The 26534-nt window shown below is 58.1% G+C and carries 17 protein-coding genes and 1 pseudogene; 8 read left to right on the top strand and 10 right to left on the bottom strand.

The genetic code is table 11. The features are described from left to right. The 6 genes and pseudogenes from ACTJKT_RS26755 to ACTJKT_RS26730 form a co-directional block, all read right to left on the bottom strand. Window positions 1-3465: beta strand repeat-containing protein (locus ACTJKT_RS26755; protein ID WP_440789211.1), on the bottom strand; the 3465-nt coding region annotated here is incomplete at its 3' end. 279 nt (window positions 3466-3744) lie between these two features. Further along, window positions 3745-3849 (bottom strand): annotated as a pseudogene (locus ACTJKT_RS26750) (ESPR domain-containing protein); the annotation flags it as partial. 386 nt (window positions 3850-4235) lie between these two features. Continuing rightward, a complete protein-coding gene (locus tag ACTJKT_RS26745) occupies window positions 4236-5438 on the bottom strand; it encodes an EAL domain-containing protein (RefSeq protein WP_440789205.1) in 1203 nt (400 codons plus the stop codon). Between the two features lie 99 nt (window positions 5439-5537). Next, complete coding sequence (locus ACTJKT_RS26740) at window positions 5538-9218, bottom strand: transporter substrate-binding domain-containing protein (protein WP_440789203.1); 3681 nt, start codon at window positions 9216-9218, stop codon at window positions 5538-5540. Beyond that, window positions 9219-9845, bottom strand: a complete 627-nt coding sequence (locus ACTJKT_RS26735) for a response regulator transcription factor (protein WP_025808732.1) — start codon at window positions 9843-9845, stop codon at window positions 9219-9221. Between the two features lie 151 nt (window positions 9846-9996). Next, window positions 9997-11361: an EAL domain-containing response regulator gene (locus ACTJKT_RS26730; RefSeq protein WP_440789201.1), complete on the bottom strand. Its 1365-nt coding sequence runs from the start codon at window positions 11359-11361 to the stop codon at window positions 9997-9999. A gap of 570 nt (window positions 11362-11931) precedes the next feature. On the opposite strand from ACTJKT_RS26730, the gene ACTJKT_RS26725 reads away from it, so the two are divergent. The 7 genes from ACTJKT_RS26725 (at window position 11932) to ACTJKT_RS26695 (ending at window position 21892) form a co-directional block, all read left to right on the top strand. Then, window positions 11932-12774 (top strand): LuxR C-terminal-related transcriptional regulator, encoded by an 843-nt coding sequence (locus tag ACTJKT_RS26725; protein WP_440789199.1) that lies wholly within the window; start codon window positions 11932-11934, stop codon window positions 12772-12774. A gap of 743 nt (window positions 12775-13517) precedes the next feature. Further along, the gene (locus ACTJKT_RS26720) at window positions 13518-14873 is read left to right on the top strand and encodes an alginate export family protein (RefSeq protein ID WP_440789197.1); all 1356 of its coding nucleotides are present in this window, start codon (window positions 13518-13520) and stop codon (window positions 14871-14873) included. A 336-nt stretch (window positions 14874-15209) separates the two neighbouring features. Further along, window positions 15210-16295 carry a class II histone deacetylase gene (locus ACTJKT_RS26715; protein WP_206429400.1) on the top strand — a complete coding sequence of 362 codons (1086 nt, stop codon included), beginning with the start codon at window positions 15210-15212 and terminating at the stop codon, window positions 16293-16295. 286 nt (window positions 16296-16581) lie between these two features. Further along, complete coding sequence (locus ACTJKT_RS26710; RefSeq protein WP_440789195.1) at window positions 16582-18096, top strand: sodium:solute symporter family protein; 1515 nt, start codon at window positions 16582-16584, stop codon at window positions 18094-18096. Between the two features lie 319 nt (window positions 18097-18415). Next, the gene (locus ACTJKT_RS26705; RefSeq protein WP_440789193.1) at window positions 18416-18634 is read left to right on the top strand and encodes a hypothetical protein; all 219 of its coding nucleotides are present in this window, start codon (window positions 18416-18418) and stop codon (window positions 18632-18634) included. A gap of 104 nt (window positions 18635-18738) precedes the next feature. Then, complete coding sequence (locus tag ACTJKT_RS26700; protein ID WP_440789191.1) at window positions 18739-19824, top strand: polyamine ABC transporter substrate-binding protein; 1086 nt, start codon at window positions 18739-18741, stop codon at window positions 19822-19824. A 355-nt stretch (window positions 19825-20179) separates the two neighbouring features. Next, the gene (locus ACTJKT_RS26695) at window positions 20180-21892 is read left to right on the top strand and encodes an amidase (protein WP_440789189.1); all 1713 of its coding nucleotides are present in this window, start codon (window positions 20180-20182) and stop codon (window positions 21890-21892) included. Window positions 21893-22072: 180 nt separating this feature from the next. On the opposite strand, the gene ACTJKT_RS26690 is transcribed toward ACTJKT_RS26695, so the two are convergent. The 4 genes from ACTJKT_RS26690 to ACTJKT_RS26675 are packed head-to-tail and all read right to left on the bottom strand — an operon-like array spanning window position 22073 to window position 25884. Next, a complete protein-coding gene (locus ACTJKT_RS26690; protein WP_440789187.1) occupies window positions 22073-23167 on the bottom strand; it encodes a polyamine ABC transporter substrate-binding protein in 1095 nt (364 codons plus the stop codon). Between the two features lie 47 nt (window positions 23168-23214). Continuing rightward, window positions 23215-23556 carry a cupin domain-containing protein gene (locus ACTJKT_RS26685; protein ID WP_440789186.1) on the bottom strand — a complete coding sequence of 114 codons (342 nt, stop codon included), beginning with the start codon at window positions 23554-23556 and terminating at the stop codon, window positions 23215-23217. A 54-nt stretch (window positions 23557-23610) separates the two neighbouring features. After that, window positions 23611-25017, bottom strand: a complete 1407-nt coding sequence (locus ACTJKT_RS26680) for an NAD(P)/FAD-dependent oxidoreductase (RefSeq protein ID WP_440789185.1) — start codon at window positions 25015-25017, stop codon at window positions 23611-23613. A gap of 51 nt (window positions 25018-25068) precedes the next feature. Further along, window positions 25069-25884, bottom strand: a complete 816-nt coding sequence (locus ACTJKT_RS26675) for a helix-turn-helix domain-containing protein (protein WP_440789184.1) — start codon at window positions 25882-25884, stop codon at window positions 25069-25071. A gap of 290 nt (window positions 25885-26174) precedes the next feature. On the opposite strand from ACTJKT_RS26675, the gene ACTJKT_RS26670 reads away from it, so the two are divergent. Further along, entirely contained in the window at window positions 26175-26444 is a 270-nt protein-coding gene (locus tag ACTJKT_RS26670; protein WP_025808720.1) for a DUF1652 domain-containing protein, read from the top strand. Window positions 26445-26534: the final 90 nt, after the last annotated feature.

The following is a 26534-nucleotide window of genomic DNA, read 5'->3' as shown; positions in this document are numbered from 1 at the left end:
ATTGAGATTGGTCAGTGCCGTGCCGACGTCACCGCTCACCAATGGGCCGATATTGGAACCATTCGCGCTGATGCTGTTGGTGGAGTAACTGGGCGCCGTCCATGCCCCCGTGGTCGCATTGACTGCCGCACCGCCGCCCAGTGCCGCTGCCGTGTTCTGGCTGGTCGCAAACAACTGGCTGCCATTCACGGCATCGGTGCTGGTAGCGTTCAACGTACCTCCAGCGACATTGGTCAACCTCACCGAAGTCCCTGCCGGGTTGAAGGTCACCTGATCTTTAGTCGCGGCATCGTCGTATTTCACTGCCACAGCGGCGGTGTTGGTCAGGCTGGTGTTGAGGTTGCTCAGTGCTGCGCCGACGTCGTTGCTAACCAATGGGCCGGTGTTGGCACCGGTTGCGCTGATGTTGTTGGTGGAATAACTGGGCGCTGTCCATGCTCCGGTGGATGCATCGAGCGCTGCACCACCGCCCAGGGCGGTCGCAGTGTCCTGCCCTGCTTTGTTCAGTTGGCTGACGTTGACGGCATCCGTTGCGCTGGAGCCAGCGGCAAGGCCAGTAATGCGGCGGCCGTCAGCGCCATTGGCGATGTTCACTTCGCCACCGGTTGCTGCACCACCCACACCGTAAGCCGCATTGGCCAACGTCGTGCCGGTGGCGGACGAGTTGGAACCCAGCGCCACACCGTTGGCCACCGTCGCGCTCGCGAGCGGGCCGATGGCCACGCTGTCCTGGCCCGTTGCACTGCTGTCGGCGAGCACCGAACTGCTGTGGAAGTACTTGATCCCGGTGCCGTTGTTGACGATGTTGTCGACGGTTTGGTTGGTTGCGAATAGCTGTGAGCCGTTCACCGCATCGGTGCTGGTGGCGTTCAAGGTACCGGCCGCGACATTGGTCAACTTCACCGCCGTACCCGCCGGGTTGAAGGTCACCTGATCCTTAGTCGCGGCATCGTCGTACTTCACCGCCACGGCAGCGGTGTTGGTCACGCTGGTATTGAGGTTGTTCAGCGCCGCGCCAACGTTATTGCTGACCAAAGGCCCGGTGTCGCTGCCGGTCACACTGATGCTGTTGGTCGAATAACTCGGCGCCGTCCATGCTCCGGTACTCGCATCGAGTGCCGCGCCGCCGCCCAGGGCGGTCGCTGTGTCCTGACCTGTTTTATTCAGTTGGCTGACGTTGACGGCGTCCGTCGCGCTGGAACCGGCGGCAAGACCGGTGATACGACGACCATTGGCGCCGTTGGCGATATTGACTTCGCCACCCGCCGTCGCCGCCCCGCCGACACCATAAGCCGCATTGGCCAACGTCGTGCCGGTGGCGGACGAGTTGGAACCCAGCGCCACGCCGTTGGCAATGGTCGCGCTCGCGAGCGGGCCGATGGCCACGCTGTCCTGGCCCGTTGCACTGCTGTCGGCGAGCACCGAATTGCTGTGGAAGTACTTGATCCCGGTGCCGTTGTTGACGATGTTGTCGACGGTTTGGTTGGTCGCGAACAGCTGTGAGCCATTCACCGCGTCGGTGCTGGTGCTGTTCAAGGCACCAACTGCGACATTGGTCAACTTCACCGCCGTACCCGCAGGGTTGAAGGTCACCTGGGTTTTGGTGGAAGCATCGTCGTATTTCACTGCCACAGCAGCGGTGTTGGTCAGGCTGGTGTTGAGGTTGCTCAGTGCCGCGCCAACGTCGTTGCTGACCAATGGGCCGGTGTTGGCACCGGTTGTGCTGATGCTGTTGGTGGAATAACTGGGCGCCGTCCATGCCCCGGTGTTCGCATCAAGCGCCGCACCGCCGCCCAGGGCAGTCGCCGTGTCTTGGCCTGCTTTGTTCAGTTGGCTGACGTTGACGGCGTCTGTCGCCGAGCTGCCTGCCGCCAAACCAGTAATGCGACGGCCATCAGCGCCATTGGCGATGTTCACTTCACCACCTGTCGCGGCGCCACCGACGCCGTAAGCTGCATTGCCCAACGTTGTGCCAGTGGCGGAAGAGCCGCTGCCCAGGGCCACAGAGTTAGCCGTCCCTGCCGTCGCGCCATTGCCCAGGGCTACAGCGTTAGTAGCAGTGGAACTGGCGGTAGGTCCCACTGCGACGCTGTCGGTACCGGTGGCGGTGCTGTCGGCCAAGGTCGAGTTGGCGTGGAAGTATTTGATACCCGCGCCGTTGTTGATGTTATTAACGGTGGTGTTGGTGGCAAACAACTGCGACCCGTTCACTGCATCCGTACTGGTGCCATTCAGTGCCGCCGGTGCCAGGTTGGTGATCGTCACCGGAGCGCCTGCTCCGGCCCCGCCAGTCGCGCCCAAAGTGATCCTGTTGCCCCCGGCGGCATCGTATTTGACGGCGATATTGGCCGTGTTATTCACATTGGTGTTGAGCGCTGTCAAGGCAGATGCAACATTCGCCTGCGCCGTAGGCCCGGTCACTGCACCGGTAGCGCTGATACTGTTGATCGGCTGGCTGAAGCCGCTGATATTGCCGGTCGCCGGACTATAGGTCGCGCCGCCGCCCAGCGTGCTGGCTGTTGTTGTGCCCAGGTTGTTGACGCCGGTGACGACCGAATTCAGCTGAGAACCGTTGATGGCGTCGGTGCTGGTGGCAGAAATCACGCCTGCCGCAACGTTCTGGATCTGGCGCTCAGTACCTGCCGCACCCACCGACACCACACCATTGGTCGAAGCAGCTGCTTGCACGCCCGCTGCAGTAGCACCAAATTGCGCAGTAGTGCCGGTATGCGGAGCAGCTGTCGTTGACTTCGAACCTAACGCCACATCGTTGGTATTGTTAGCCACTGCGGTATCGCCCAGCGCCACGGCGCCTGCCGCCGATGCCTTGCTGGCATTACCCAGTGCCACCGAACCTTGACCGATCGCGATATTGGCATTGCCGATGGCAACCGCGCCATTGGCAGCGATCGTACCAGCCAGATTGCCTGCCGCCGTATTGTCCGCACCCATCGTCACCGCGCCGGTACCGTTCGCTACGTTCGGATCGCCGATCGCAACTGCGCCGTTGCCCGTGGCTTTCTGTCCGCGTCCGATGGCCACTGCACCGCCGGCAGCCGTGCTGGAGTTAGCAGTGGTGCCGGACGAACCGATCGCAACGTTCTGGCCGGTCGCGCCACTGATAATCCCGTCACCCTGTGCAATACCGAAAGCGCCATTGACTGTGGCGCCATTGCCAACGGCGATGCCTGAAGTAGCCGTCGAGACGACAGATGACCCGCTGCCGACTGCAATTGCATTCGTCGCAGCCGCTTGCGCGCCCACAGCGTTCGCAACACCCGCAGCAGGGTACCCGCCGATTGCAATAGCTCCATCTGCGGAAGTCTTACTCAAAGCGCCAATGGCGATGCTGTAGTTGGCTGCGGTGACTTGCGTGCCCAGAGCGGTAGCCTGTATTCCTGCCACACTCAGATAGCCAACCGCGGTGGCGTACTTTCCATTCGCGACCAAACCTGTGCCGATCAAGGTTGCGCCGACGAAGCCAGTTGCATTGCTGTCACAGCCGGAAAGTATCGAAGTATTTCCACTCCCATCCCCAAAAGTTCGAGATTGGGTGGAACCGTCTACACCCGTATAGTTAACGGCACCGCTGCCGCAGCCTGATCCGTTACTTGGAGGTGAGTATGAGGCATGTCCCGTTAACGGCAGCACCAAGACTAACGCCGTCACTGAACTTTTCAGCAAAAATCCGCCCCCGAGGGAAGACCAACAGGCTGAATCCTCCGACGAAATGCCCACGCCAAGAGCGCAACTGGCCCCCGATCTCTTTCCTTTGGCCGAAACCAACTCAGAAACCACCGCCCAGCAACCTATCGAAGCGTTCCAAACCACAGAGTAAATTTTGTTCATTTGTTAATTTGGCGAGAGCCAACCTCCGAAATACGCGTCATCCATGGCGTGATGACTTTCGCCTTCAATTCGATTGCGGACCCAGAACCTTGCCGGCAAGCATCGAATCCCGTCAGTAATCGACAAGACTCGAACTTCGCTTCACGTAGCGAAAAGACATCACAATGGAATCAAGTGATCGTATTGTCTCGACTTGTATGGCGAATTCAGTTAGGAAAATTCCTGCTGTTTGTAGGAAATTTCCCAGCCAACTTCAGTGAGGCGCATCAACACGCCCAAACAAAAAACGCCAAAGAACATGTAATAAATGTTTTTGGCGTTATGCGATTTCTAAATAAGTTCATGCATGACTGACAACCAATAAGTCGCGCACTTGAGAGGTCCGCTCAATAACTGGCCGTCATCCCTCGTTGAAGGTCCAGCCAGTTCAATAAACTGGCCGCCGACATCGGCCGTGCGCACAAGTAGCCCTGCCCTTGCGTACAGCCAAGTTCCAACAACACTGTGCGTTGTTCTTCGGTTTCAATCCCTTCGACCACCACCGACATGCCCAGCGCTTCGCCCAGTGCCAGAGTGCTGCTGATGACTGCGCGACGGCGCGGCTCGTGCTTGAGACCACGCACGAACTCGCCATCGAGTTTGATTTCGTTGAACGGCAACTGACACAACCGCTGCAACGAAGAAAAACCCGCGCCGAAATCATCGATAGACAGACTGCAGCCCATCATTCGCAGGCGCACCAGGCTTTCCAGGCTGATCGCCGGTGCTTCGAGCAACCCCGTTTCGGTCAGCTCGAAGGTAAGCCCGGAACCGGGTAGATCATGAGCCGCCAATATGGTCTGAATCCGGCCCGTGAGGTCCGGGTTGACCAGTTGCCCCGCATGCAGATTGAACGCGACATTCAGAGCAAACCCTTGATTGAGTGCCTGGCGCTGGAGTCTCAGCCCGTGTTCCAGTTGAAGGAACAGCAACTCATCCATCAATCCACAACGCTCGATAACCGGCATGAACACCGAGGGCGGCAGGACACCTTTAAAGGGATGGTGCCATCGCGCCAGCGCTTCGATACTGCATACGTCCCCCGTCTGCAGATTGAACTTGGGCTGAAAGTAGGTGTGCAACTGATGGCCGGCGAGCGCCCGACGAACCTCTTCTTCAGTGGCCGGTACGACAGGCAGCACACCCGATTCGTTGATGGGCTCGTTCAAGTGTTTGGCCAGCAATAGCTGTAATGCCCCGGGTTGCAAAGGCTTGCTGACATCGCCCTGCAGCGCCATGCCCAAAAGTGCAACCAATGACCCCAGTACACTGCGTGCTTCGGCCAATACGGTGCTGCTGACGATGATCGACCCTGCCAACCCGAATCGGTCCATCCCCTGCAGAAAGTCCAGGACGCCCGCATTCTCCATGCGCAAGTCGCACAGCGTAATATCCACTGGACCGGTCTGTTCGAGGATCGCGAGGGCTTGCACGCTCTCGGTGGCAACAAAGACTTCCTGGCAACCGGCTTGTCGCAGCCTGTTGGCCACCCCTGAAGCACCGGATGCCGTGTCGCCAAGAACCAGAATACGCAAAGGGAGCATGGACATGGACGCAGCTCACAAGAGAGGGAATGAGCCAATTGTCCGGGCTTGGCCTGAGGGCATCTTTAGGAAACTTCCTTGTCAATGTAGGATTTTTCCCAAATTCTAATCGACGGCGACGCCGGCCCCTCTCTCGACAGCGTCTGGATCAGCCATGTGCCGCTCCAGCGTATGCGCCAATTGCTCCATCGCTTGTTGCAACGCATCCACCGCTTCTGTCAGGGCGGCAGAGTCAGCCCCCATACAGACGGTTTCCAACTGCTCGCAGCACAGGATCAGACTGCCTGCCTTGATGAGCCGCGCCCCGCCCTTGACCCGATGGGCCAGACTGGAAAGCCCCGACAAGTCATGCTCGCCGAACAGCTTGATGAGCCGCAACATATCCTCTTCATTACTGCTGGCCAGATCCCCCAGCAATTTCCTGATCGCGTTGTGATCGCCATAGGTCAGTTGCTGCAGGCTGCTCAGATTGATGTCGCCCTCGACAACAGGGCTCGGGGCGCTATCCGTAGATAGCTCCGCCCCGGACTGCACCGAGGCAAGCCGGGCACTCAGGTCACCCAGGCTGATCGGTTTGAAGAGGCAGTCGTCCATCCCCTCTGCCAGACAGCGGTCTTTTTCCTCTGGCTGAGCATTGGCGGTCAGGCCGAGGATCAAGCAAGGCTCGGCCCCCGAGGACTTTTCTTCGTCACGGATGGCCCGTGTCAATTCATAACCGTTCATGACCGGCATGTTGCAGTCAGTGATCACCACATCGAAATGGCCGTTGCGCCAGGCGCGCAGGCCATGGGCGCCGTCCTCGGCGTCGCTGACGCTGTGACCGAGGTAAGACAATTGCTGAGAGAGCAGCAATCGGTTGGCCGGGTAATCGTCGATCACCAGAATGTTCAGCACACTCGCCTGATCCGTGAGCACGGCCGCGGGCGACTCGGCAGCGGGCACAGGTTGCAGGATCAGAAGATCGAGGCGGATATCGATCTGTGTGCCCTTGCCCGGCACGCTGGTCAGGTGCAAGTGCCCGTCCATCATTTCACACAAGGTACGGCTGATGACCAGCCCCAACCCCGAACCACCCCGCGCCGACTGATGATTATTGCGGGCCTGGCCGAACGGGTTGAACAACAGCGCCTGATCTTCGGCCGAAATGCCGATGCCGGTATCCTTCACCTGGACATGAATCGCCAGACGCTCGCCGCACACGTCGAGTACAGTCTGAACGCTCAAACGCACTTCGCCTTCGTCGGTGAACTTGATCGCGTTGCTCAGAAGGTTGGACAGAATCTGTTTGAAACGCAGGGGATCGATCAGGACATCGCGACAGGCCTTGAGGTCGAAATCCAGCAACAGCCGCACCCCCTTCTGCCGCGCCACCCCTTCGAACATGCGCACCACCGACTCGACCAGCTCACGCAGGCTGGCCCGTTCCGGGGTCAGGGACAGGCGGCCGGATTCGATACGGGCAATGTCGAGAATGTCGCCGATCAGATCCAGCAACCCCCGGGCCGCGCCTGAGGCCACTTCGATGGCGAAGCGATCCATCACGCCTTGGTCGGCCTTCTTCATCGCCAGTTCGAGCATGCCGATCACGGCATTCATCGGCGTGCGGATTTCATGGCTCATGGTCGCCAGAAAGGTGGTTTTCGCCCGGTTGGCGTCGTCGGCGCTTTGCTTGGCGCTCTGCAGTTGATCCATCAGACGCTGGCGGTCGCTGATGTTGATCCAGCCGGCAATGATGCCCATCACCACGCCTTCACTGGTGTGATACGGCAGCATCCAGTGATACACCGTGTGCACCACGCCATCGCTGTGAGTGTAGGTGCGATCCTTAATCCATCGCGTGCCGCTCTCCATGACCTTGACGTATTCGGCCTGGAACGTCTGAGCATCGGAATGCCCAACCACCGGGCTGTCGGTCAGTCGCTTGCCCATCACGGCTTCGCGCGGCAGGCCCAGCGCGTCCAGGTAGGCCGAGTTGCAACTGATCAGTCGACCTTCACGGTCGCGCACGTAAATCGGATGGGGCGTGCCATCGATCAAGGCCCGCATGAATTCCATCTGATCGTTGAGCGCCAGTTCTGCCTTTTCACGGATAGACACCAGTTTGCGCAGATGAACGATCCAGAACAGCGCCAGAATCAGCAACAGCGCGAAAATGACAAACCCCTGGATGACCGCCGAGCGATGGTGCAGCCAGCTATCGTTATCGATCACCACGTCGTGGCGCCATCGGCTCGTCAGTTCATCCAGCTCCTCCGGAGGAATGCTTTGCAGGGCCTTGTCCAGAATCGAATACAGTTCCAGCGCCCCACGATCGGTGGCGAAACCCGTCTGGGCCGACAGCGGACCGACCACACCGGCCACCCGCAGACGGTCGCGGTACTGACGCAGAATCATGTAGCGCCCGTTGATCAGCGAATTGAGGGCACCGTCCGCCTCGCCTTTGTCCACCAACGCCAAGGCCTCGGCCGACGTCGCTGTCTCGACCAATTGGATGCCCGGGAATGTCTCACGAATGTACTCCTGCAACGCATTGCCGCGCCGCATCGCCAGTCGCTTGCCAACCATGCCCTCAAAGGATTGCGCGCTGCCCGCCTCGTTCTGCGTGATCAGGACAAACGGGCTGGTCATATAAGGCCGGGTGAACCGCAGTTCGCCTTCACGGACCGTGCTGGGGGTGAAGGCTGCGATCAGATCCGCATTGCCGGCCCGGACCTGCTCGACCAGTTTCTCCATCGAGCTGCTGCGCAGGACATCGAATTTCAGACCGGTGCGCTGGCTGACCTTGGCCAGCACCTCGGCGCCGATGCCCCGGAATTCGCCCTGCCCATCAAAAAAGGAGACCGGCGGGAGACTGTCGTTGACGGCCACGGTCAGCCGAGGGTGCTTTTGCATCCAGCGTTGTTCGGCTGCGGTGAACTGGAGTGAATCAAGGCCGGCAACGTTGAGGTCCCCTGCCCCCCACCGATGCAGGATCGTCATGCGATCGCTGATCGGGATCACCTCCAGCGCTGCATTGATGATCTGCAGGAGCTGACCGTTGCGCTGATTCAGGGCGAACGAGAAATGTGTGCTGAACACACTCGACAACGTCGTCAGGTAGACGTCATTGAGGAAGTATTTGCCGACCAGATAATGGGTACTGACGGCATCGCCCAGATACGCATCTGCCTGATTGAATGCCACGGCGCCGATCGCGCTCTGGGCCGATGAGTGCAGCTGCAGCACAGCCTTGGGGTAGTTCGCGGTGACCGCGTCCGTCGGCTGAACCTGATCAACGATGGCAAGGCGGTTGCCAGCCAGGTCGGGCACCAGCACCTGGCCGGCGCCGCTGCGCGTCACCAGCACCGACGGGGCCTGCACATAGGCACTGGTGAGCACCAGCTCTGGATCTGTCCCATCGAAACTGTTGACGGTACCCACCAGATCCAGCTCACCGTCCCTCAGCGCCCGCATCGCCTCGGCCCGGGAATCATAACGAAGCACTTCGATCTTGATGTGCAACATGCCGGCCAGCAGCGCGGCATAATCGGCCGTGATGCCCTCGTAGTCCTGGCCTCCAGTGATCATGCCGAAGGGCACGCTGTCCGGCAGCGATACACCCAGACGCAGTGATCCTTTATCGCGCAACCAGCGCCAGTCCGCCTCATCCAGAACGACCGAAGGCAGTTCGCCATTCGAACGACCGAAGAGGTTCAGGGTTTGCACCGCAGCCTGTACCGGCGAAACACTCCCCAACTGACCGAGCAGACAGACGGCCAGTCCAAAGCAACGCAGAAGAGTTTTCATCTAGATCAGGTTATTGCGCTTGGCAAAGTCAGCCAGATACACCACCGACTTCACATTGAGCTTTTCAATGAGGCGGGTTTTATAAGTGCTGACGGTCTTGTTGCTCAACAACATGGCATCACCGATTTCTTTGTTGCTCAGGCCCCTGGCAAGTTGCTGCAAGATGACCAGTTCTCGATCGGACAGGCCGCGAATCATCTCCAACTCGGTGGAGTCTATGTCGCTGCGACGTACAGAGTTTCCTGCAAGATTGGGGAAAAAGGTATAGCCGGCCATCAGCGCCTTGATCGCTTTGCTCAGCTCGCTCAACTCATCGGTTTTCGAGATATAACCGGCAGCGCCCGCCTTCATGCAGCGCATGGCATAGAACGCTGCGGACTGAGAGGTCAACACCAGGATCTTGCTCGACAGTTTCAGCGCACTTATCCGGTTGATAACTTCCAGTCCGTCGAGACTGGGCATGGCGATGTCCAGCAGAATCAGTTCCGGCTGATACTTGCGAGCCATTTGCACGGCATCGGCACCATTGTCAGCCTCGCCAACGACTTCGAATTGCTCACGCTCAAGCAACACCTTCACCGTCGCCCGAATGAAGGGATGATCGTCTACAATCAACGCTTTATGCATTTGAACCTCACTGCAATACGCACAGGAAACACCAGTGACGAATGGGTCATGCATTACAAAAGTATGGAACACATCACCGGCTTATGCTGCCCGGATCACTCAGTAATCAGGCAGTTATATCGAGCTGTTTGAGGAACCGGGACTGACGCTTTCAAGTGGGTGAATCAGACTCCTGCAACCACCGCAGGAACCGCTGGGCCTCCATCGGACGCGCCAGGTAGAAGCCCTGGCCAAATGAACACCCCATCGCCACCAGTCCGTCGCGAATAACCTGGCTGCCGACGCCTTCGATCACCAGGCTCATGTTCAGCGCGCGGGCCAGTGCCACGGTGCTGGTGACCATCGCATGAGTCCGCGGATCCTCGATGGGGCGGACAAGCTGGCCGTCGAGCTTGAGCTGGTTGAACGGCAGTTGGCAGAGCAACGTCAACGATGAAAAGCCCATGCCGAAATCATCGATCGACAGGCCGCACCCCATCATGCGCAAGCGTTGGAGGTTTTCCCGCGTCGTGCGAGGAACATCCAGCAAGCCGTTTTCAGCCACTTCGAACAACAACGTCCATCCTGGGAAACCGTGGCGCTTCAACAGCTGCTCGATGTGCTCGATCAGGTCATTGCGGGCCAATTGCGAGGCGTGAAGGTTGAACGCCAACTCCAGGCCCAGACCGGATCGGCGCAAGGCATTCAGCAAACTCATCCCTTGCTCCAGCAGTTGCTTGAGCATTTCGTCGATCAGGTCATAGGCCAGCACGGCCGCCAGAAAGTCCCTGGGCAACAGCAGGCCTCTGACCGGGTGCTGCCAACGCACCAGCGCCTCGGCCCCGGCCACCGCGAAAGTTTTCAAATCGAACTTGGGTTGGAACCAGGCCCTGAACTCTCCCTGGGCCAGTCCCCGCCGCACGTCCTCCTCGCTCGGGAGCCTGGAGTGAGGCGCCGACTCGACGTCCGGTGCCGGCCGCCGGCGAGAATAGCGACTGAGGATTTCCTGCAGCCTATACAGCTGCGTGGGTTTGCTCATGACGCCGAGCATCTGCAACCCCGAAAGACAGGTCATCTGTTCGACTGCACGGCGCAATTCCGGTTTCAGCTCACTGCACAGTACAACCGCATGAGCCATGCCGTTCTCTGCGACCTGAGTCAGAAAGTCCAGACAGTTGACGGTCGTATTGCTCAGGTCACAAAGCACAATGTCAACGCCTCCCGCCCGGTATATTTGCGTCAGGGCCCGCTCGCTGTCATCCGCCTGCAAAATATCGTCGACACCCAGATGCTGGAGAGCCGTAACTAACGCGCCACGCTGAAACGATTGTTCTGCTAAAACCAGGACGCTAGGGGAGCACATCTCGCCAGTTACTCTGCCAATGACTTGAGGGGAAAATTCTGGCAATTCCATTTCATTAGAAGCGAAGGATTTATCCCAGCAACTTGTAGGAAATTTCCCAAGCGCTAGCTTGAATAGCCATAAGAACACTTTCGACCGACCGAGGTCGTTCTTACATCGGGATTTTTGATTCAAACAAAACGATGCCTTTATGTAAAAACGCCTTTAGCGGCGCCGCATTCGCATCCGAAAGGTAAAGGTTTGCCAGCATTTTTCATGGTACTTGCATTGTCTGTAGCAACGGCACCATGACGTACCATAGCGTCCTTGTAATTATGTTTTAAATCGCCCCACACCTAGTACGATCAGGCATTGGGAGCAGGATTGAAAGAAGAATAAAAAGTAGACCGGTAGCTGTACATACAACTATTGGGGTAGGTCGTTAACCCATTGCCAATCGGCAATGGAAGAGTCTCTCTACTGACCGCTCACGATAGTCTGACCGGGTGTGGAAAATAGGGACACTCTCCAACTGTTTAGAAAGAGTTGCGATACGTGGAGTAACATTCGGGACAGCCATTCCCACTGCCTTCAACACGCCCTGAAATGATTCAGGCAGATTCGCTGGGTCCAGAGTGAGCAAAGGCCCCCTGCCTGATGGTGCAACTCTGGCGGTCCAGCCCACCAAGGTTCGTGCACAGCTCCTCTGGCGCGTTTTTTGCTTAATTTCTCCCTGCAATCGCTCTCGAACAAGCGGTATTGAACATGGCACTCAATCAGATATTGTCGCTCCAGGAAGTTGTGAACTGGAATATGGTCCTTGCAAGTCTGTTTGACAGACAATTGGAGAATGGCCTTCCGGGATTGCTTTCCGATGCGATGAAACAATTTATCGAACACGATACTTTCATCCTCAAGGCGTATGACCATGGCAGCGATTTACCGATAATCATTTCTCATGACATCCCAGCGCATCGGCATTATCAGTATTTCGAAATTTACCTCGCATCGGCATACAAAGACGACCCGCTGCTGGATAAGCTTCGATATGACGGCACGGGTAGCGTGATTCAAATCAATGCAAGTACTTGCTCGCTGAAAAACTCTGCGTACTACCGAACCTACTATGAGGATCTACACCTCCATGACGAGATAGATATCTTGTTGCCAGTGGCGCCCCGCCAATCCCTGGTGCTATCGATTGGCCGACGTGGCGGTGTTGCCCAAGAAGACGAACTGGCAACCTTGAGCAGCGTATATCCGCTGATCGAGTGTTTGCTGAAAAACTTCTGGAAGCAGCGGTCGGTAAAGCAAGACGCGCATCTTATGCCACATTCCATCGAAACACGTCTGGCCAGATTCGGTGAGGAGCTGCTGACCGTGCGGGAGCGGGAAATCACTCGATGGATGTTACAAGGCAAGTGCACCAAAGAAATTGCTCGCCTGCTGGAGATCAGTGCACAGACCGTCAAGGTCCATCGTAGAAATATTTATGCCAAGCTGGGAGTCAATACTGAACTGCAACTGTGCAGCCGATTTGCCGCAACGGTACTTCCTTCCCCTTACGAGGGAAACTCCAGACATGTTGCTCAATGGAGCGAGCGCTGACGATTCGATTCTGGTGCCGATAGAGCTACTTGTCACTGTGAGTCAACAACTCAAAGCCCTGCAGTCCGGTCTGGGGAGTAGAGCTCTTCTCTAAACATCGGCGGCAGTTAGTCCTCACCCCAAGTGGCCGTCAGTTGCAAAAGCGTGCAGCAATCGCCATGAGCGAAATCGATGACGCCGTAAGCGAGTTACGGACTGAGCGATGAAACGGTCTCTGCCCGGGACCTGGACGAAGGACGATGGGTCTGCCCCTTACCAATCTCCGTGCCAGCACTACTGCACAACTACTACGTCGTTTGTTCTGAAAGCACGCGAGAACGCCCGCAGGTGCTGGCGTTCGTACGCCCAGCAAGCGGCCCCGCCAGCCACCCAAGTCAATACTCTCCTCTGGCCTCACCAGCCGCGCTACCTTGAAGGGCGGTACCGCCATGTGGTCGAAGTTTCCCAGATACACGCTTTGGAAGTTGCACAGAGCACCCAGATGATCAAACCACGGCACTTTGCTTGAATGCCGTCGTTGAAGGTTTCCCGAATACCCGACGCAAGCTGATGCTTTTCCAGCAAATTGCCCCAATAGGGGTATGTCTCGTGCCAGATCTCTCCAGTAAGGTAATTTAGTGCGACCGCCAAGGACGAAACTGCTATTCGCAGATGCTAGGGCTTAAAAAATAGCGTCAACGGTCGCCTCGCACTTCTCATAAAAAGGGTATCGCTACCCATCCAATAAAAGTTCGGAGAGTGTTATGGGGAACAGCAACAGGCTGTGGCCAAGTTTTTTCAAAAATATTAGTGGCGTCACACTTACCGCTATAGCGGTAACACAACTTCCAGTAGCGAAAGCCGAATACAACTTTACTTACGGCGATCTGAGTGGCAGCACCAGCGTGTTGGTAGGCGGAGCGGCACTCTCGACAAAAGGAATTAACTTTGGTCTTGGCCAGATTGATTACCGTAACGGAGAAAATCACGGAGATAGTGCAGACTGGTTCGAAACATTCCTAAAACCAAAACTTGAACTTAAATACGACCTGAATGATTCCGTGAAATTTTTCTCGGGTCTATCATTCATCACAACCCACACCAGTGGCGACGGTGATGCCGGCGGATACACGCGTGGGGGAGATGGCAGGACCAGTTGGGAAGATCTTTATTTAGGCGCCCAATACAAAGATCTGAGTATAAGCGCAGGCCGTCAAAGCTACGTGATCGGCAACGGTTTCATCATCGCGGATGGGCATCTAGGGATGCTCGACGAAGGAACGTACTGGGGAGATCCGCGCCGAGCGTTTGAAGACACCATCATCCTTCGTTATGCGGGCAAATCAGCTTTCTCAGCAGAAGCATTTACCGTTACGACCGATAAGCACATGGGTCATCAAAAGCTGTCTGGCATCAACATGGACTACAACTCCACCTACGGCAAGCTGGGTGCAGCGTACATCCATGTGAGCGATACCGATTCAAATTTCCAGCGCACAGCCCCGAAGAACGGAATGAACGTCTACGACTTCAGACTTATGTCAATGAAGTTGCCAGGCATTGATGATCTGACTCTCGACGCTGAATATGCAGTCCAACGTGGAAGCGGTGAAGGCGTCGAGTTCAAAGGGAACGCTTGGTATGCCCAGGCTGCATACACGTTCTCTGCTTTGCCCGCGACACCACAGATCACTTACCGCTATGCGGCATTTTCTGGAGACGACGACGCTACCGACGGAAAGCGAGAAAGCTGGGACCCTCTGGCCAAAGGCTACATGGAGCGCGGCGCTTGGGTAATCGGTGACATCACTGGCAACTACTTGCTAAACAACAGCAACGAAGTGGTTGGAATGTGGAAGGCAGCATTCCCTATAACGCCCGAGGTGACCCTGGGTGCCGCGTATTACGACTTCGACCTGGACAAAAGAAATTATTACGGCACTGCTGTAAGCAGCAAAGAGTTTGCAGATGAAGCCGCTATTTTCGCTGACCTCACCCTTACAAAGAACGCCTACATCACTCTCTCGTACAATCTGGTAAAGCCGAAGACGGCGGCCAAAGAAGTGTTTGGAGATAAGGATTTCTCTGCCTTTCAAGTCTACGCCACCTACCTCTTCTGATCACTCAAGCGCCTCATCGAATTCAAGTTCGTGAGGCGCATTGCCTCTAAAAAACCCAAGCAAAGCCTGTACAGGGGAAACACACCCCCAGCAGCGTGCGAACCGCTGGATGACAGATTGTGTTGCGCTACCACCCTTTGGCAGGGCGTCCTCCCTACTAATCGGCTGCCAGGCCGCATGCTCCCCCCAATCACAACCACCCGCCTACCCCTATAGCGGCATGGTCTCCCCTACCCCCAGGGCATAAGCTGATGAGGCAAATCAATTGCAACGCTAATAACAGATTTGATGACGAGGTAGAAAATGGGGACTGGGTTCGTTTGGCATGAGCTATTCATGTGGCATTCGACGGGGTGCCATGCCGGAATCTACAAACCAGGGTTGACGATCCAGCCTGGTACTCCATTCGAAGAAGCGGAGACGAAACGACGCTTCAAAAATCTTTTGGATGTCAGTGGCATAACAGACGATTTGTTTCACATTCGCCCCCGAGCCTTACGACGAGATGAACTCGAAATGGTTCATTCGGCTGCCTACCTGGATGAACTTGAGGCAATGTCAAAGGCCGGAGGTGGAGCCTTCAGCGCTAACACGCCCTTTGGTGCAGGTAGCTATGACATAGCGGCACTGTCCGCAGGCGGCGTCATTGAGGCCGTAGATGCAGTGATGCGTGGGGATGTGAAAAACGCCTACGCCCTGGTTCGCCCACCAGGGCACCATGCTGTTGCCGATGCAGCGATGGGCTTCTGCCTTTTCGCAAACGGATCTCTTGCCGCTAAACATGCAATCGAAAAGCATGGCCTGGAACGCGTCGCCATCGTGGATTGGGATGTCCACCACGGTAATGGCGCGCAAGACATCTTCTGGGAATCGTCCAAGGTATTGACGATCTCCATTCACCAAAAGGGAAATTACCCCAGTGACAGTGGGTGTGCCGAGGAGCGCGGCCTTGGCGCAGGAGCTGGCTACAACCTGAATATCCCCATGCTTCCAGGTTCCGGTCACGGAGCTTATCTGGGAGCAATGGACACACTCATCGTGCCGGCGCTCAGGGAATTCGACCCACAGCTGATCATCGTCTCCTGCGGCTTCGATGCCGGAGCTTACGACCCCTTGGGTCGAATGTTGCTGCATAGCGATAGCTTCCGAGACTTGACACAAAGAGTGATGGAGGCCGCGGATATTTCATGCAAAGGAAAGTTGGTGATGTGCCACGAGGGTGGCTATGAACAGAACACTGTTCCCTACATGGGGCTTGCAGTTATCGAAACCTTGAGCGGCATCAAAACCGGCATTTCAGACCCCAACCTCGATGACATGAAGGGGCTTTTCGGCCAGGAGACACAGAGCTACCAGCGCGAACATCTCATGGAGATAAGGAAGCTACTGCAATGTCCTGCCGAAACAGCGCGCCGTAGCTGACACTCGCAAAATATGTAATCGACACATTTCAGTCCATTCAAATAATAAACCTAAGGTCTTGCCATGTCGCAACTTATTGCCGAGCGTGATTCAAACACATCACAACCACTCTTGATAAAACTCATCGTGTTAGCGGACTTTCTTCTGATGCTAGCAGCGCCGTTGCATTGGCACTTCGGAAACGGATCACCAACGCAAGCCCTTACCTACTTCCTGGGATCAAGCTTGTTCGTGACTCTGTCTCTTCCGCTGATCGCGGCATGCTCAAAACAAGAGGGTGAATAAAATGCAGATGCTCATTGGCTACGGCGGGGTGTTAATTTTCTTCCTGATCATTATTTATGCTCTGGAAAAGAGCCACAAAACCGATGGATCGGGCAGTTTCAGCGAATACGCAACGGGTGGACGTTCCTTCGGTAGCTTCTACTCAACCATGGCGTTCGTGAACACCTGGCTTCCGGGGACAATTTTCATCTCTTTCGCGGGTTTCGCGGCATCCTCAGGAATCATCGGATTCTACTACGTCCCCTACTCGCTTCTCGCGGTAGTGCTCATGTTCCTCCTGGCCAAGCCAGTACACATGTGGGGCAAAGCGTTTGACCTTCGCACGCAAGCCGACCTTCTCGGCCTGCGCTACAACTCAAAGACCGTGCGGGTGGTCGCCGCGGCGATAGGCATCATCGCGTCCTTCCCGTGGATCGTGCTGGGCATGCAATCTCTGACACTTGTTTTCACGCACTTATCGTTCGGTGCTGTAAGTGCTACCACTGCAGTCTTCATCGGTATCGGCCTGATTGTCGCTCGTCAAATCTGGACCATCCGCTTCGGCGCCCGGGGCGTCATCGTCAGCGACATGATCCAAGGAATCGCAGCCTACCTGATCGGGACACTTATCGCGCTTGGCCTTCTGGTCTGGCTGACCACCAACGGACATGGATTCGGGCAATCCAGTTCCAGCATGTTCACCATTCCAGGCCCTGGTAGCGAGCTCGGGCCTCTGTACCTGTTCTCCTTGATCGTCACTGGCGCTTTGGGTGGATGGTGCTGGCCGGACATCTTCGTCAGGCTCTTTGCTTCTCGTAGCACCAGGACAATCCAGAAGTCAGCAGTTCAGGTCGCACCCATTCTGCTTATATTCGGCACCTCGATCACTCTGCTGGCCTTGAGCGCCTCGACGCTTCCCGGGGTTCAAGAGTCTCCGGACGCGGTATGGTTCATCGCAGCTGAAGTCGGTGGGGTGCTCGTGGTGACTCTGGCCGGCATCTGCGTGGTAGCAGCAACCATGGGTAACGTCGGCGCCAATCTGCAAGCACTCGGCGCACAGACCGCGAATGACATCGTTGGGGTACTGCAGGAACGTCGGATTGAGAACCACCGCATTGGACAATTGACCGTAGCAATACTGACCATCCTTGCAGCAGTCTTCGCGGTATCAACCACTAAATCCAGTCACCTGATCACTCTTGCAATGACCTCATACCAGGGCATAGTCCAACTGGCTCCAACCATTTTCCTCGGGATCTTCTGGAAACGTGGAACTGCTGCAGCCGCGGTCTGCTCGATGATCAGCGGATTCGTGTGTGCCGGGGTTCTACAGTGGTACTTTCCGACCTCCCTGCCTCAACTGGAGGGTTTGACCTCGGGAGTGGTTGCTTTAGTTGTGAACTTCGCGGTGTACGTAACCATCACCCTGCTCTTCCCCGCCAATGCTGCAGAGCGCCAGAGGGTGAATGAGCTCTACCTCTTCATTGACGCCCCTCAGACGAAAAGCACCGCCAAGAGCAGCCTGGCTATTTCGTAATAAATCGCCCTGGTCGCCAAGGACGTCGATCAGGACTTTGTTACCCCGGGAGCTTATTTCGGACTACTGCATTCCAGGCAATAGAAAGCTCAAGATACGACGTACATCCGCCCGATGCGAAACCGCATCGAGCGGCTCATCGCTGCACAGGGCGCAGTAGCTGGAGATGACCATACTCATGGTTGAGGAATGCGGCGACGCCAAAGAGCTCACCTACCCCGATAGAGGCATTCCCCCCTCCTGACCTTCCTCCTACCCTACTGACTCGCTCATCACTTTCTTTGGTCGATTTGATGGCAGTTCGGCAAGGGTTTGTGCAATGAAGACCGGTTTTATCCGGCATGAGATTTACATGGGCCTAGCCGTTATTGAGACATTGAGCGAGCAGTCCACTGCTATTACCGATCCCAATCTTGCTGATATGCAGGGTATGACAGGAGAAGCGCTGCAACCCCATCAACACGAATGGATTGCCAATTTGCTGACAGAACTTCAAGCCCCCTTGTTGTCAGTTCCGAAAGAAGAGTGCTGTGTATGAACACACTTTCGACATCCAGAAAATACTTATCTAACGCACGTTTGCGTTTAAACATAGTTCCTACAAAGGTTGGATTAAAATTGATCAAGAACAGCCCCCTTCGCTTGCTTGGTAAAGTCTTTTGCGGGCTCGGCCTGCTCAGCTCTCTCGCCCATGCCGAAGATCGCACCTTGCGGGTCTATAACTGGTTCGACTACATAACCCCCAAGGCTCTGGAAGATTTCAAGGCCCAGAACACGCAGACCAAACTGGTCTACGACGTCTACGACACCAACGAAACCCTGGAAGCCAAGCTGCTCACCGGCAACTCCGGTTATGACGTGGTGAACCCGGGCGACATGTTCTTCGCTAAAGAGATCTCGGCGGGAGTGTTCCAGCCACTGGACCGCAGCAAGCTGCCAAACTGGAAACACCTCGATCCCAATCTGATGAAGCTGGTCGAAGACAACGACCCGGGCAATAAATTCGGTGTGCCCTACATGTACGGCACCGTCCTGATAGGTTTCAACCCGGAAAAAGTCAAAGCCGCGCTGGGGGATAACGCACCGGTGGACAGCTGGGACCTGATCTTCAAGGAAGAGAACATCAGCAAGCTCAAGCAATGCGGCGTGGCCCTGCTCGACTCGCCGTCGGAGATTCTGCCGCTGGCCCTGCGACACCTTGGCCTGGACCCCAACAGCACCAACCCGGCCGACTACACCAAGGCTGAAGAACTGTTGATGAAGGTCCGTCCGTTTATCACCTACTTCCACTCGTCCAAGTACATGGCCGACATCGCCAACGGCGATATCTGTGTCGCAGTCGGTTATTCCGGTAGCTTCTTCCAGGCCAACAACCGTGCCAAGGACGCCAAGAATGGCGTGGTGGTCGACATGCGTCTGCCCAAGGAAGGCGCACCCGTGTGGTTTGACATGCTCTCGATCCCGAAATCAGCGAAAAATCCGGAAGACGCCTACGCCTTCATCAACTACTTGCTAGAACCGAAAGTCATCGCGCCAATCAGCGACTTTGTCGGCTACCCGAACCCGAACAAGGACGCCACTGAACTGGTTGATCCGGCGATTCGCAACAACCCGAACCTGTACCCGACCGAAGCGACCATGAAAACGCTCTACAGCGTGAAACCGCTGCCCCGAGAGGCGGAGCGTGCACGAACCCGGGCCTGGACAAGAATCAAGTCAGGTGTCTGAGTCCGACAAGATGGAGGCTTGGCACAGACTCTATAGCTGTTGCCGAAGCCACAGTTGCTAAAGGGCCCCAGGGGCGCCCGATCAGAGGTTTGGATTAGTTCAGCGACGGTCTGATTCAGACCGTCGCTGTTCGGTCAGGCGCCAACAACAGCGTGCGAATCCTTACATCAATTCCGCCTCCCCTGCTGATTGCTAAATAGAACTCACAGGTTGTAAGTCCCGAACCTGCCGCATAATTCAGTGCAACGAGAACCACTATGAAAGTCCATTTTGAGTTTAGTGATGCCCTTAAGTCCGAGTTCCAGCGTGATGGAAACAATCACCTTTTCAACCATCAGCAGTCGGCGGCAGCAGCATGATCGAGGTCACCGAAGTTTCCATTGCCCAACTGCGCGCTGCACTCGAATCCGGCCAGACAACGGCCGTTGAACTGGCCCAGGCCTATCTCGCCAGGATCGATGCCTACGACGGCCCCGACACCCCCACCGCCCTTAACGCGGTAGTGGTGCGCAACCCCGACGCGCTCAAGGAAGCCCAGGCCTCCGACGCTCGCCGGGCCAAGGGCCAGACCCTGGGCCCGCTCGATGGCATTCCCTACACGGCCAAGGACAGCTATCTGGTCAAGGGCCTCACCGCGGCTTCCGGCAGCCCTGCCTTYGCCAAGCTGATCGCCTATCGCGATGCCTTCACCATCGAACGGCTGCGCGCCGCCGGGGCGATCTGCCTGGGCAAGACCAATATGCCGCCCATGGCCAACGGCGGCATGCAGCGCGGGGTCTATGGCCGCGCGGAAAGCCCGTACAACGCCGACTACCTCACCGCGCCCTTCGCCTCGGGTTCATCGAACGGCGCAGGGACTGCCACCGCTGCGAGTTTCGCCGCCTTCGGCCTGGCGGAAGAAACCTGGTCGAGCGGCCGGGGGCCTGCCTCGAACAACGGTTTGTGTGCCTATACACCTTCGCGCGGGGTGATTTCGGTGCGAGGCAACTGGCCATTGGTACCGACGATGGACGTTGTCGTACCCTATGCCAGAACCATGGGGGACCTGCTTGAGGTGCTCGACGTGGTGGTGGCCGAAGACCCCGACACACGCGGTGATCTGTGGCGGATGCAGCCCTGGGTGCCGATCCCGAGCGTGGCTTCGGTGCGTCCAGCCTCCTATGTGTCGCTGGCGGCGAACAGTGGAGCACTCGTTGGAAAGCGCTTCGGCGTTCCGTGCATGTACATTAACGCCGATCCGCAAGCCGGCACCTCCGAGGCGCCGGGTATTGGTGGGCCAACCGGTCAGCGCATCAACACTCATCCTTCGGTGATCGGCCTTTGGGAACAAGCTCGCCAGGCACTCGAAGCCGCAGGTGCCGAAGTGCTTGATGTCGACTTTCCTCTGGTCTCCAATTACGAGGGTGATCGCCCTGGCGCGTCAAAGGTGTTCAATCGCGGACTAGTGCCTGAAGAGTTCCAGCACCATGAATTGTGGGATCTTTCGGCCTGGGCATTCGATGACTTTCTGCGGGCCAACAACGATCCGAAATTGCACCGTCTGGTCGACGTCGACGGGCAGCAGATTTTTCCACACGATCCAGGCACTCTGTCCTGTCAGCAGGGTGCCTTTGCCATTGACATGAGCGAGTACGTGCAGATGGCCGAGTGTGGCATTACCCCTTGGGACCAGATCGCCACTCTTGCTGGCGGACTTCGAGGGCTTGAACAGACGCGTCGAATCGACCTTGAAGACTGGATGGATCGGCTTGGGCTCGATGCCGTGCTATTCCCGACAGTTGCCAACGTTGGCCCGGCGAATGCCGACGTCGATCCGCAGTCAGCGGACATCGCCTGGAGCAATGGCATCTGGGTCGCCAACGGCAACCTCGCCATCCGCCACCTGGGCGTGCCCACCGTCACCGTACCGATGGGCGTCATGCCGGACACAGGCATGCCGGTTGGACTGACCTTTGCCGGTCGTGCCTATGACGATTCGACGCTGCTGCGTTTGGCTTCAGCGTTTGAATCGACTGGTACGAAGCGCATGATCCCGCCTCGTACCCCGCCATTGTCCGCGGACAATTGACAGAAAGGTCGATGCGACGAACGCCCCGAGATGACGCACTTGATCGGCACGGGCGGCGCTTTTCTTACCGACCATGGGCGTGAGGTTCTGGGGGTGATGCTGGCGGTACGGCTGAAGATAAACCAGTGAAGGCCGCGCTCCCCGCCGGCGGTCGCCAGAGCGGGGAACGGCGGCAATACCTCAGCTGCCGGTGCGAATCTTGTTCCACACCCGGGTGCGGATCCGGTCGATATTCAGCGGCATGGCTTCCAGGGCGAACAGCTTGCCCATCATGTCCGGGCTCGGGTAGACCTTGGTGTCGCTCTTGATGGCCGGGTCGACCAGGCTGTCGGCCTGCTCATTGCCGTTGGCGTAGTGCACATGGTTGGTGATCTCAGCCATCACCTCCGGGCGCAGCAGGTAGTTCATGTAGGCGTACCCGGCCTTTTCGTCCGGCGCGTCATTGGGCATGGCCACCATGTCGAACCAGATCGGCGCGCCTTCCCTGGGAATCGCGTAGCCGATTTCCACGCCGTTCTTGGCTTCCTTGGCCCGGCTTTCCGCTTGCAGGACGTCGCCGGAGAAACCCACCGCCACGCAGATATCGCCGTTGGCCAGGTCGCCGGTGTACTTGGAGGAATGGAAGTAGCTGACGTAAGGCCGGATCTTCAGCAGCAGCGCTTCGGCCTTCTTGTAGTCCTCGGGGTTCTTGCTGTGGTGCGGCAGGCCCAGGTAGTTCAGCGCCGCCGGCAGCAGTTCGGGGCCGTTGTCGAGGATCGCCACCCCGCACTTCTGCAGCTTCTGCATGTATTCGGGCTTGAAGATCAGGTCCCAGGAGTCCACCGGCGCGTTGTCCCCCAGCACCGCCTTGACCTTGGCGACGTTGTAGCCGATCCCGGTGCTGCCCCACAGGTACGGAAAGCCGTGCTCGTTGCCCGGGTCGTTGGTCTGCAAGGCCTTGAGCAGCACCGGGTTGAGGTTCTTCCAGTTCGGCAGCTGGCTCTTGTCGAGCTTCTTCAGCGCCCCGCCCTCGATCTGCCGGGCCATGAAGTGGTTGGAGGGAAACACCACGTCATAACCGGAGCGGCCGGTCATCAGCTTGCCGTCCAGGGTTTCGTTGCTGTCGTAGACGTCGTAGCTGAAGCCGATGCCGGTTTCCTTCTGGAAGTTCTTCAGGGTGTCCGGGGCGATGTAGCTCGACCAGTTGTAGATCTTCACGGTCTCGGCCGCCTGGCTGAATGAAGCCACCAGCAGCAACGGCGCGCACAGCGATAAAGCCGGTTTTCTACGGATCATGGGGCGATTCCTGTGTGGGTTGTTTTTATTGGCAGGCAATCAAAGGATCAGAAAATCAACACATAGGTCTTGCGCACGGTTTCCTGGATGTCCCAGGTCCCGGTGCTGTTGGCCGGCAACATCAGTGCATCGCCGGCTTCTATCAGCAGGGGTTCGCCATTGTCCGGGGTGAAGGTGCAACGCCCCTGGATGAAATGGCAGAACTCCTGGGCGACGATCTGCCGCCGCCAGCGCCCGGGCGTGCACTCCCAGATGCCGGTCTCGACGCCATCGTTGCGCTCGACGCAGGTCACCGAGGTCACGGCGACCGGGCTGCCCAGGGGCACGGCCACCGGGGCCGATTGCTCCAGGGTGACGTGGGCGGTGTTCTTCAATTGAGTGATGCTCATGGTGCTACCTGTCGATGGAAAATCCGCTGTGAAAACCGCTGTGAAAAAACAGCCTCAATGCATCAGGCCTTCCATGAAACCCGCCACCCGGCTGGCCAGCCGGCGGCGCCAGGGCGGCGTGGCCGGGTTGGCCAGGGTCTGGTCTTCATGGACGAAGCTGCGAATGATCGCGTTGTAGCCCAGCCAGCGGCACGGTTCCGGCTCCCAGGCGCGCAAGGCGTCGAGGCCGCCCTCGGGGATCACCCAGGGCTGGCGGGTCAGTTCGCTGTCGCGCTCGAGGATCAGCTCGGCCAGGGTCCGCCCGCCCAGGTTGCTGGCGCCCACGCCTTCGCCGCCATAGCCGCCGGACAGCGCGATGCCGTGTCGGCGGTCGCAGAGCATGTGCGGCCGGAAGTGCCGGGACATGCCCAGGTTGCCGCCCCAGGAGTGGGTGATCCGCACATTTTTCAGCTGCGGGAAAAGCTCACTGAACAGGTAGCGCCGCAGCTCGACTTCGCTGCGGGTCAGGTCGAAGTCGTGGCGCAGCTTGCCGGCGAACTGGTAGCCGCCGCGGGCGCCGAACACCAGGCGGTTATCCGCGGTGCGCTGGCCGTAGGTGACCTGGCGGCTGCTTTCGCTGAACGCCTGGCCCTGGCTCAGGCCGATTTCGTCCCAGGTCGCGGCCGACAAGGGTTCGGTGGCCACCAACAGGCTTTGCACCGGCAGCTGGTAACGGCCCAGGGGCGGCAAGGTCACCGAATAGCCCTCCACCGCCGGCACTATCCAGCGGCATCGCACGCTGGCCCTGGCGGTTTGCAGGCTGCCGGACTGCCAGTGGCTGACCGGGCTGTTTTCGTAGATCGATACCCCCAGGCGCTCCACGGCGCGCGCCAGGCCACGCACCAGCTTCGCCGGCTGGATGGTCGCGCAATGGGGCGCGTAGATGCCGCCGTAGGCCTTGGCCACGCGGATCTGCCGGGCCAGTTGCTCGGGGCTCAGCCAACGGTAGTCACGCTCGTCGAGGCCCTGGCTGTAGAGCTTGTCCAGGTAGCGACGCTGGGTGATTTCCTGCTCGGGGTAACGCGCGGCGCAGTACAGCACCCCGCCCTTGCGGTAATCGCAGTCGATGCCTTCACGTTCAAGGACGATGGCCACTTCATCGGGAATGCCGTGCAGCAGGTCGAAGGAGGCGCGGCGCTGTTCAGGGCTCAGCCCGGCCAGCAGCCGGTCCTCCCCCAGCAGGTTGCCCATCAGCCAGCCGCCGTTGCGCCCGGAAGCGCCGAAGCCGGCGGTCTGCGCCTCGAGGATGGCGATATTCAGGGTCGGCGCCAGGCGCTTGAGGTAATAGGCGGTCCACAGCCCGGTATAACCGGCGCCGATGATCGCCACGTCGACATCCAGGTCCTGCTCCAGCGACGGCCGGGCCAGCAGTGGCTCGTCGAGCTGATCCATCCACAAACTGATGTTGCGCCACGCTGGCATACACGCACTCCGCCACCCGAACTTCGATGGCAAGGATCCTAGTGCCTTGGCTCAGGGACTGTCTTGCGCGCGTGCACGCAAAGAAATTTGCTTGGCATAAGCCTTGGGCGACAGGCCGGTGTGCTGGCGGAAACAGCTGTAGAACGCCGACAGCGAGTTGAAGCCAGCGGCGAACGCCAGCTCGTCGATGCGTACCGGCGGCGTTGCCTTGTCCAGCGCCGCCAGCAGATGCTGCAGGCGCGCCTGGTTCACATAGCGGTAGAAACTCTGCCCCAGCACCTGGTTGAGCAGGTAGGAGATCTGGTTGCGGCTGTAGCCGCACTCCTTCGCCACCCGCTGCAAGTCCAGCTCCGGGTCGAGGTACGGCTGCTGGCGCTCGAAGTACTGCTGCAGGTCCTCGGCCATGAAGCTCAGCTGGCGCGGCGACAGGCCCAGGCGGCTGACCGCCGGCCGCGTGCCGCCGCCGGCTTGGCTCGGCGCCGCCTCGCGCACCAGCGAGGCGTATTCGTTGACGCGCCAGATCAGGCCGTCGCGCACGGTGATCGCCTCGCTGGCGCGAAACGACACCAGGCCCTGCCCGCCGCGCAGGGTCACCTGGTATTGAATGAACGCGGTATTGCCGTCCAGGCGGATGCGGTCACTGTGCTCCAGGGCTTCGTCGGGCGCGCGCGGCATGCTGTTGCGCACGTACTCGCGCAGCTCGTCCAGGCCCAGGGTGCGGTTCTGGAAAAAGTCGTTGTACTGGATTTCCGGGTGATACAGCGCCATGACGCCATCGAGGTCGCGGTGCTTCCAGCACAGGTGATAGCGCAGCACGGTCTCGCCGGTGGCCTGGGTTTGCGCCGGGCCATCATCAGGGGCAGACATAGGGGGCAGATACAAGGGCTCAGGGGGACGGAAAGGCGCAGCTTGCCGAAGTTCGCCCAGCGCTTCAATGGCTAATGCATGGCCCCCGGATAATGGCGTTTTGCCGAAGTCGCTAGCGGAAATGACCTGCATCAAAAAAGTGCGGGGCAATCGCCAAACGGCCTGAAAAAAAGCCGTTGAGTGTCATATCCCGGTGCTATTTTTAAAAGCTCCACAGGTTGGTCCAGTGACGGCCCTTCCGTACCTACCGCGAGCACAAGGAAGCGCTCAATGAACAAGGTGGGCAATTCATGAATAGTGTCTCCGCCAGCAAAGTCACCTTTCCCAACGCCTGCCAGCTGATGCGCTGGCATTTTCACCCCATGGGCTTCGAGGCCAGCATGGATGCGCCTGGCAGCATGATCGCCCGGCTCTTCGATCGTGCCAGCGGCGAGACGATGATCGCCATTGCCGGCATCCCCTGCGCCACCGTGATGAACGCCGCCGATGTCGAGCGAATAATCGAGGCGGTGGAAGACGAGTTGGAAGCATTCATGCCGCCACTCGCCTTGAAAGCCTAGGCTCTGTACAAAAAGTGGCTGCGCTCGGCCATGCTGCGTTAAAAACAGGCTCGGAATGCTCATGTAGGCCCCTACACTCCGCTTCCTCGC

This window comes from Pseudomonas sp. 22526, from assembly GCF_052044735.1.
Taxonomy (GTDB): domain Bacteria; phylum Pseudomonadota; class Gammaproteobacteria; order Pseudomonadales; family Pseudomonadaceae; genus Aquipseudomonas; species Aquipseudomonas piscium.
Note: the sequence above shows the minus strand (reverse complement) of the source record. Positions and strands in the feature narration are given on the sequence as shown.

Excerpts from the sequence above, each read along its gene's own strand:
- ACTJKT_RS26745 (WP_440789205.1), bottom strand. The coding sequence starts at position 5,438 with ATGTCCATGCTCCCTTTGCGTATTCTGGTTCTTGGCGACACGGCATCC.
- ACTJKT_RS26740 (WP_440789203.1), bottom strand. The coding sequence starts at position 9,218 with ATGAAAACTCTTCTGCGTTGCTTTGGACTGGCCGTCTGTCTGCTCGGT.
- ACTJKT_RS26735 (WP_025808732.1), bottom strand. The coding sequence starts at position 9,845 with ATGCATAAAGCGTTGATTGTAGACGATCATCCCTTCATTCGGGCGACG.
- ACTJKT_RS26725 (WP_440789199.1), top strand. The coding sequence starts at position 11,932 with ATGGCACTCAATCAGATATTGTCGCTCCAGGAAGTTGTGAACTGGAAT.
- ACTJKT_RS26720 (WP_440789197.1), top strand. The coding sequence starts at position 13,518 with ATGGGGAACAGCAACAGGCTGTGGCCAAGTTTTTTCAAAAATATTAGT.
- ACTJKT_RS26715 (WP_206429400.1), top strand. The coding sequence starts at position 15,210 with ATGTGGCATTCGACGGGGTGCCATGCCGGAATCTACAAACCAGGGTTG.
- ACTJKT_RS26710 (WP_440789195.1), top strand. The coding sequence starts at position 16,582 with ATGCAGATGCTCATTGGCTACGGCGGGGTGTTAATTTTCTTCCTGATC.
- ACTJKT_RS26705 (WP_440789193.1), top strand. The coding sequence starts at position 18,416 with ATGAAGACCGGTTTTATCCGGCATGAGATTTACATGGGCCTAGCCGTT.
- ACTJKT_RS26690 (WP_440789187.1), bottom strand. The coding sequence starts at position 23,167 with ATGATCCGTAGAAAACCGGCTTTATCGCTGTGCGCGCCGTTGCTGCTG.
- ACTJKT_RS26685 (WP_440789186.1), bottom strand. The coding sequence starts at position 23,556 with ATGAGCATCACTCAATTGAAGAACACCGCCCACGTCACCCTGGAGCAA.
- ACTJKT_RS26680 (WP_440789185.1), bottom strand. The coding sequence starts at position 25,017 with ATGCCAGCGTGGCGCAACATCAGTTTGTGGATGGATCAGCTCGACGAG.
- ACTJKT_RS26675 (WP_440789184.1), bottom strand. The coding sequence starts at position 25,884 with ATGTCTGCCCCTGATGATGGCCCGGCGCAAACCCAGGCCACCGGCGAG.
- ACTJKT_RS26670 (WP_025808720.1), top strand. The coding sequence starts at position 26,175 with ATGAATAGTGTCTCCGCCAGCAAAGTCACCTTTCCCAACGCCTGCCAG.